A 6,998-nucleotide genomic window follows, 5' to 3' on the forward strand; every position below is an offset into this window, starting at 1 on the left:
CCTCGCCTACGTGGGACACGGGGCGGTCCGGCGCGAAGTCCTGGGTATGGATAACCGCGCTCCGACGGATGCCGAGCTCCAAACGATGCGCGACCTCGTTCGGCAAGGTATGGACGAGGGTGCCTTCGGACTTTCGACGGGCCTCTTCTACACTCCCGGGTTTTTTGCTTCGACCGAGGAGGTCATCGAGCTCGCCAGGGTAGCCGCCGAGTACGACGGAATCTACGACACCCACGACCGTGACCTCGGTGCGAGCTACCAGGGGATCGGGTTTCTGAGCTCGATCCGGGAAGGAATCGAGATCGGCGAGTCTTCCGGGACTCGGGTCATCTTCAGCCATTTCAACCCTCAGGGAGCGCACAACTACGGGCGTGCCCCCGAGGGGGCGAAGCTCATCGACGAGGCTCGCGCCCGCGGAGTCGACGTGGCGGCAGCCCAGCACGTCTACACCGCGACTCAATCGAGTCTGTCCGCTTACACGATTCCGAGGTGGGCCTCCGACGGAGGGCGGGAGGCGATGCTCTCGCGATTGAGAGACCGCGAAAGCTTCACCCGAATCGCTTCGGAGATGGCGGAGATGCTGGCCATCCGGGGAGGTGCCGAGAAGATACGGATCGTGGATCCTCGCCCAGAGCTCAACGGGAGAACGCTCGCCGAGGTCGCGACCGGTTGGGGACTCACGATACCCGAGACCGTGCGCCGGATCCTCGAGGGGGGCTCAGCCGCCGTCATGAACCTGGATCTGTACGACATGGAGAACACACGCTTCCTCGCGACGCGCGGTTGGATGATGACCTGTACCGACGGCCGCGACCCCACGCCCGATCAAGCCGTGACGCATCCACGTGTTTTCGGGGCGTTCACGAGAAAGCTTCGTCTCTTCGTGCTCGACGAAGCGGTCCTCACCATGCCCTTCGCCATTCGAAGCATGAGCGGTCTCGCCGCCGAGTTCCTCGGCCTCGACGACCGAGGCCGGATTCGGGTGGGATCGGTTGCCGACATCGCGGTTTTTCAAAGCGAGCGGATTCGGGATCGCGCGACTTATGAAGACCCTCGGCAATTCTCTGAAGGCACGGTCCACGTCCTCGTGAACGGGCGCTTCACCATTCGAGATGGCGAGCTGACCGGTGCGCTTCCAGGGGTTCCTATCTACAGGTCGCGAAAGGAAGACAGGGGTACCGCGCATGCGGTGAAAGTCCCCGCGCCAGCGCTCAGCGAATGACGCGTGCGAGGTTCAAAAGCTCGGCGGAAAGCTCGTGGCGTTCCGTTTGGAGCCGGGGAAGATTGATCACGATCTGGGATTGGTCGCCTCGAACGTCGACGCTGACCGATACGTGTCCCTCCTCGGCGAGAGACGCTTGCGCCGAGACCGACAGGAAGCCTTTGTGGGCCGCGAACTCCTTCACCGCCGAAACGTCTGCCCCGGGGATGACGTAGACGACGGTCGAGCTGGGGCTGAGCGTCGCGGTGAGGTCGTCGTTGAGATCGGAGACGCCGACGACCGCGGGAAAAAGACCCATCTCTCGAAAGACGGCAGCGACGTCGCGAGCCTCTTCGTGCCCCCTCGTCGGCGCCACGATCAAGATGACGATCTTCTCGCTCGCCCGCAGATCCTTGTCGTAGGAAAAGATGCGCTTCAAAACGGAGCCCTGGCGCTCGGTGTCGGCGGGTAACGCCGCGACATGAGCCGCCACGAGGGGCAGCCCGAAGATGGCGATCCGCATACGCAGAAAACGATTCATCGTGGGACTCAACGCCTCTGGTAGCAAGAGGAATGCCAGATGAGCATTCGAGGCTGTTGATGGAAAAGCAGAGCCCTGCCCGCCGCTCTGACCGAGACTGCTCACGTGATTCCAGAGGGTGTTATAGGGCCATCGCGATGGTGCGATTTAAAACCGATATACGGAGGCGCCCCACGGCGTGGGGTCCTCCCCTCGGCACCGGGTCTATCGTTTCCTGAAAGCGTCGATGCTCCAGATGCCGGAACCTTTCGTCGCGATGAACAGCCAGAGGAAACTGTAGAGCATGGCGAGCTCGCCTCCGTTCTGAATGGGAAACAGTGCCCGAAAGGCGTGTGCCCTGAAGTAGGCGACCGCCATCTCACCGCTCGCAATGAATGCAACCAAGCCGGCCTGGAGCCCGACGGCAATGAGAAGACCCCCGAAGAACTCGATGATACCCGCCAGACCAATCAGCGAGAATAGCTGCGCGGTGTTGCCGGGCTCACCCCCGAAACCACCCAGCAGGCCGAAGAGCTTCTGAGCGCCGTGCTGGGCGAACAGGAGTCCGGCCACGATGCGAAGAAGCGCGTAAATCTGGGGAGCGAACCGTCCGAGAAAATGTTCCATGAGACCTCCTCTGACGCGTGCTTTTACACGTTTCCGAGCTCGGGTGTCCAACACCCGTGCGTGCTAGACTTCAAGGTTTGGATCCACATCCATGACCGCCGAGAACATCCGCAATTTCTGCATCATTGCGCACATCGATCATGGCAAGTCGACGCTTGCCGACCGCCTCATCCAGCGCTGCGGTGCGGTGGCGGAGCGCGAGTTCCGGGACCAGATCCTCGACTCGATGGACCTCGAGAGGGAGCGCGGCATCACCATCAAGAGCAACACCGTCACGCTCCTCTATGAAGCGAATGACTCCAAACAGTACCTTCTCAATCTCATCGATACGCCGGGTCACGTCGACTTCTCCCACGAGGTGCGTCGTGCGCTGATGTCCTGCGATGGCGCCATCATCCTGGTGGACGCGTCGCAGGGAGTCGAAGCGCAGACGCTCGCGAACCTCTATCTGGCGATGGAGTACGACCTCACGCTTCTCCCGGTCATCAACAAGATCGATCTTCCCGCCGCCGACGTCGAGCGCGCCCGCGAGGAGATCGATGCCGACCTCGGGCTCGATCCTTTCGAGGCCATTCTCGTCTCGGCAAAGCTCGGACAGGGAATCGACGAGCTCCTCGAAGCCATCGTGGCGAAGCTGCCACCGCCGCGAGGAGACGCGGGCGCTGCTCCCAAGGCCCTGATCTTCGACGCTCAGTACGATCCCTATCGCGGAGTCGTGCTTCTCGTCCGCGTGCAAGACGGCAAGCTCGCGCCGGGGCAGAGAGTTCGGCTGATGCACACCGCCAAGGAGTACGAGGTCGAGGAAGTGGGCCTCCTGCAATTGAAGCGAGTCAAGACGAAGGAGCTTTCGGCTGGCGCCGTGGGGTACGTCATCGCCAACATCAAGACGATCCGGGATATCGCGATGGGGGACACCCTGACCGACGCCGAGAATCCTGCGGACGAGCCGCTCCCCGGGTACAAGGAAGCCAAGCCCGTGGTCTTTTCATCCATTTATCCGATGTCGACGGACGAATACGAGGACCTGGCAAAGGCACTGGAGAAGCTCGCTCTCAACGATCCCGCTCTCCGGTACGAAAAGGATTCCTCCGCGGCGTTGGGCTTCGGCTTTCGTTGCGGATTCCTGGGATTGTTGCACCTCGACGTGGTGCAGGAACGCCTGCAGCGCGAGTACGGCCTCTCTCTGCTCCTCTCGGCACCCTCGGTAAAGTACCGCATCACCGTCGAAGGGAACGAGGTCCTGATGATCGACAATCCCAGCCAGTTCCCCGATCCCAACACCATCGTGAAGACCGAGGAGCCCTTCATCAGGGCCTCGGTGATGATGCCGGAGCGCTACGTGGGCGTCGTCATGGAGCTTTGCCGCGAGCGACGAGGCGAGAGCTCGACGTTCCACTATCTCGCGCAGGGGCGGGTCGAGTTGACGTCCGAGCTTCCACTCGCCGAGGTGCTGTTCGACTTCTACGACCGGCTAAAGACCGTGACCCAGGGCTACGGCTCGTTCGACTACGAGCTGCTGGACTACCGTGAGACTCGGATCGTCAAGGTCGACATTCTGGTCAACGGCGAACGCGTCGATGCGCTGTCACAGCTCGTCCATGAGGAGAAGGCACGCGCGCGGGCGCTCCACTACTGTGAGCGATTGGCCGAGACCATTCCGCGCCAGCAGTTCAAGATCGCCATTCAAGGCGCGATCGGGAGCAAGGTCATCGCCCGCACGACGATCAACGCGTTTCGCAAGGACGTTACCGCAAAGTGTTATGGCGGAGACATCACGCGAAAACGCAAACTCCTCGAGAAGCAGAAAGAGGGCAAAAAGCGGATGAAGATGGTGGGGGAGGTGGAGATCCCGCAGTCGGCTTTCGTTGCCGTTCTCAAGAGCGATGAATCCTGAGCCCGGGCTCTACGTCCATGTGCCCTTCTGCTCGGCGATCTGTCCTTACTGCGATTTCGCCGTCACTCTCGGTGTACCGAGCCGGACGGACCGTTTTGCCAAGCGGCTGATCCAGGAGATCGTTCTCCGGGGCACTCCGTCGCGACCGTTCGATACTCTCTACTTCGGCGGAGGAACGCCGTCGTTGCTCGAACCGGAAGCAATCGCCGAGATGGTGGCGGCGCTTCGATCGCGAGGCTGGTTGCGGCGCGACTGCCGCCTGTTCCTCGAAGCGAACCCCGAAGACCAGAGCCGATTTCCGGGGTTTCGACAGGCTGGCGTCCATACTCTCAGCCTCGGCGTCCAGTCGTTCGACGATGACTCCCTTCGCTTTCTCGGACGACGTCACTCGGCCGAAGACTCGCGGCACGCCATACGGCTGGCGGGCGAAGCCGGCTTCGAGACGGTGTCGGTCGACCTCATCTACGGGCTGTCGGGGCAATCGGCCGATCGATGGCGGCTGGAGCTCGAGCAACTGGCAAAACTGCCGGTCGACCATGTTTCCTGTTACCAGCTGACGATTCACGAGAAAACGATGTTCGCCCGCCGGAAGGTCGAGGAACAGCCCGAGCCGGCGCAGGCGGAGCTCTTCCGGGTGACGCATCGGGCGCTCGCGGATCTGGGCTTCGAGGGTTACGAAGTATCGAATTTCGCGCGCTCGCCGTCGAATCGCTCGGCCCACAACGAGAAGTACTGGAGCCACGCACCCTATCTCGGCCTGGGACCGTCGGCGCACTCGTTCGCGGGGCGGAACCGCTTCTGGAACGAGAGGTCCTTCTTCGACTGGGAGAAGCGCCTGGCTTCTGACGAGCTTCCGGTGGCCGGAGGCGAGAGCCTGGATGACGCCGCTCTCGCGCTCGAGACGCTCATGCTGCGGTTGCGGACTCGGCGGGGGCTGGACCTTTGCGCCTACGAGCGTCGCTTCGGGGTCGACCTGCGCGAGCGATCGTCGCGCGCCGTCGGCGACGGCCTCCTCGCGGTCGACGAGGGCTGGCTTCGCCCCACGCTCGACGGGCTCGCCGTGGCGGACCGGCTGGCCGTTTCCCTCAGCCAATGAGCGCACCCCTGACCTATCGGAGGATCTTCCACATGTGGCTGCCGCTAGCGGCTACATGGCTCATGATGGCGGTGGAAGGGCCCTTTCTCGCCGCGGTCATTGCAAGACTCGACGACCCGCGGGTGAATCTTGCCGCATATGGTGTCGCCTTCTCTTTCGCCCTGATCGTGGAAGCGCCCATCATCATGATTCTGAGCGCGAGCACCGCCCTGGTTCGCGATCGGGACTCCTACCGCAAGCTCAGAAACTTCACCTTCACCCTCAATTTCGTCATCACCCTCGTGATGCTCGTCGTGCTCTGGCGGCCGGTGTTCGACTGGATTGCGGTCGACCTGGTTTCGCTGCCCTTGCCGGTTGCCGAGCTGACCCGGGGAGCTCTCGTGCTTCTTCTTCCCTGGCCGGCGGCCATCGGCTTTCGCCGCTTCTATCAAGGGCTTCTGATCCGACGCGAGCTGACCCGACGCGTGGCTCTCGGTACCGTGATTCGCGTCGTCGGCATGGGCACGACGGCTCTACTGCTGTACCGCTATTCCATCGTGCCCGGGGCGCTCGTCGGAGGCGCGGCGCTCGCGGCCGGCGTGGTGCTGGAGTCGATCGGGACCCGCCTCATGGCGGTTGGGATCATGGAGGGCTTTCCCGTAGGTAGCGGTGACACTCTGACGTACCGGAGGATCGTGGATTTCTACTTTCCGCTCGCGCTCACCTCGATCATCGCACTGGGCGTCCATCCGATGGTCACGTTCTTCGTGGGAGGCAGCCGGCGCGCCCTCGACTCTCTTGCCGTTCTTCCCGTTCTGTTCGCGCTCACCTTCATCTTTCGCAGCGTCGCCCTGTCCTATCAGGAAGTCGCGATCGCGCTTCTCGATGGTTCTCGGGAGAACTTTCGCAAGATCTCGACCTTCGCGGGGGCGCTGGCTCTCGTCGCGACATTCGGCCTCGTTCTCACGGCATTCACGCCGTTGTCATGGATCTGGTTTCACCAGGTGTCCGGGCTGAGCGAGGAGCTCAGTACCTTCGCGATCTTCCCCCTACGGCTCTTTTGCGTCATCCCATTTTTTGCCGTTCTCCTGGCATTTCAGCGGGCGATCCTCGTATTCGGCCGCAAGACTCGGCCGGTGACGGTCGCGACCGTTCTCGAGGTCAGTGGCATTGTGGCGGTGCTCTTCGTTACCATCCGGGCCTTGGACTTCCTCGGGGTCGTCGCCGCGGTGGTCGCGCTCCTCCTCGGTCGGATGTGCGCCAATGCTTATTTGATGTATGCCGCGCATCGCGTGCTGGCTTCGACGGGAGTTCTGGGGAGCGAGAGTCAGGCTCTGGCCATCAAACTGCGGGCGTAATCTCGAATAGTCGGGCACTCGCAACATCGGAGCCACCTGGAGTATCCTCGCTTACCGGGATGAGACGGACACTCCTGCTTCTTTTTCTCGCGAGCAGCGCCGTGGAGCTTTTGGCATCCGAGCCACGTGCTCTCCTGGTCGGCGTCTGGCCGAACCGTCTCCTTTTGTTCGACGAAGCGAAGATGGACTTCGTCGAGGAGTTCGCCCTGCGGCATGGCGCGGTCATTGTCGATTCGAGCGGGTACAGTAGAACCGCGCACTCTAACGGCCGTCGCGTCTTCTATTTCATTACCGACCAATTGGAGGGTGTCGAGATCGTCGAC

At 62.3% G+C, this 6,998-nt stretch carries 7 protein-coding genes; 5 read left to right on the forward strand and 2 right to left on the reverse strand.

What is annotated here, in order from left to right:
- On the forward strand, positions 1–1,222 hold a 1,222-nt coding region (locus VEK15_05860), incomplete at its 5' end, for an amidohydrolase family protein (protein ID HXV60199.1).
- Here the strand turns inward: VEK15_05860 and VEK15_05865 are convergent.
- Positions 1,212–1,742: a hypothetical protein gene (locus VEK15_05865; GenBank protein HXV60200.1), complete on the reverse strand. Its 531-nt coding sequence runs from the start codon at positions 1,740–1,742 to the stop codon at positions 1,212–1,214. The two genes, VEK15_05860 and VEK15_05865, sit on opposite strands and share 11 nt — an antisense overlap.
- A gap of 204 nt (positions 1,743–1,946) precedes the next feature.
- A complete protein-coding gene (locus VEK15_05870; protein ID HXV60201.1) occupies positions 1,947–2,348 on the reverse strand; it encodes a DoxX family protein in 402 nt (133 codons plus the stop codon).
- Between the two features lie 91 nt (positions 2,349–2,439).
- Here VEK15_05870 and lepA point away from each other — a divergent pair, with 91 nt between their 5' ends.
- The 4 genes from lepA to VEK15_05890 form a co-directional block, all read left to right on the forward strand.
- Positions 2,440–4,242 carry a translation elongation factor 4 gene (gene lepA, locus VEK15_05875; protein ID HXV60202.1) on the forward strand — a complete coding sequence of 601 codons (1,803 nt, stop codon included), beginning with the start codon at positions 2,440–2,442 and terminating at the stop codon, positions 4,240–4,242.
- A complete protein-coding gene (hemW, locus tag VEK15_05880; protein HXV60203.1) occupies positions 4,232–5,338 on the forward strand; it encodes a radical SAM family heme chaperone HemW in 1,107 nt (368 codons plus the stop codon). Before lepA ends, hemW begins: the two co-directional genes overlap by 11 nt.
- A gap of 32 nt (positions 5,339–5,370) precedes the next feature.
- Entirely contained in the window at positions 5,371–6,675 is a 1,305-nt protein-coding gene (locus VEK15_05885) for a hypothetical protein (protein HXV60204.1), read from the forward strand.
- A 59-nt stretch (positions 6,676–6,734) separates the two neighbouring features.
- A partial coding sequence (locus tag VEK15_05890; protein HXV60205.1) for a hypothetical protein occupies positions 6,735–6,998 on the forward strand: 264 nt, incomplete at its 3' end.

The organism is Vicinamibacteria bacterium (assembly GCA_035620555.1).
Lineage (GTDB): Bacteria > Acidobacteriota > Vicinamibacteria > Marinacidobacterales > SMYC01 > DASPGQ01.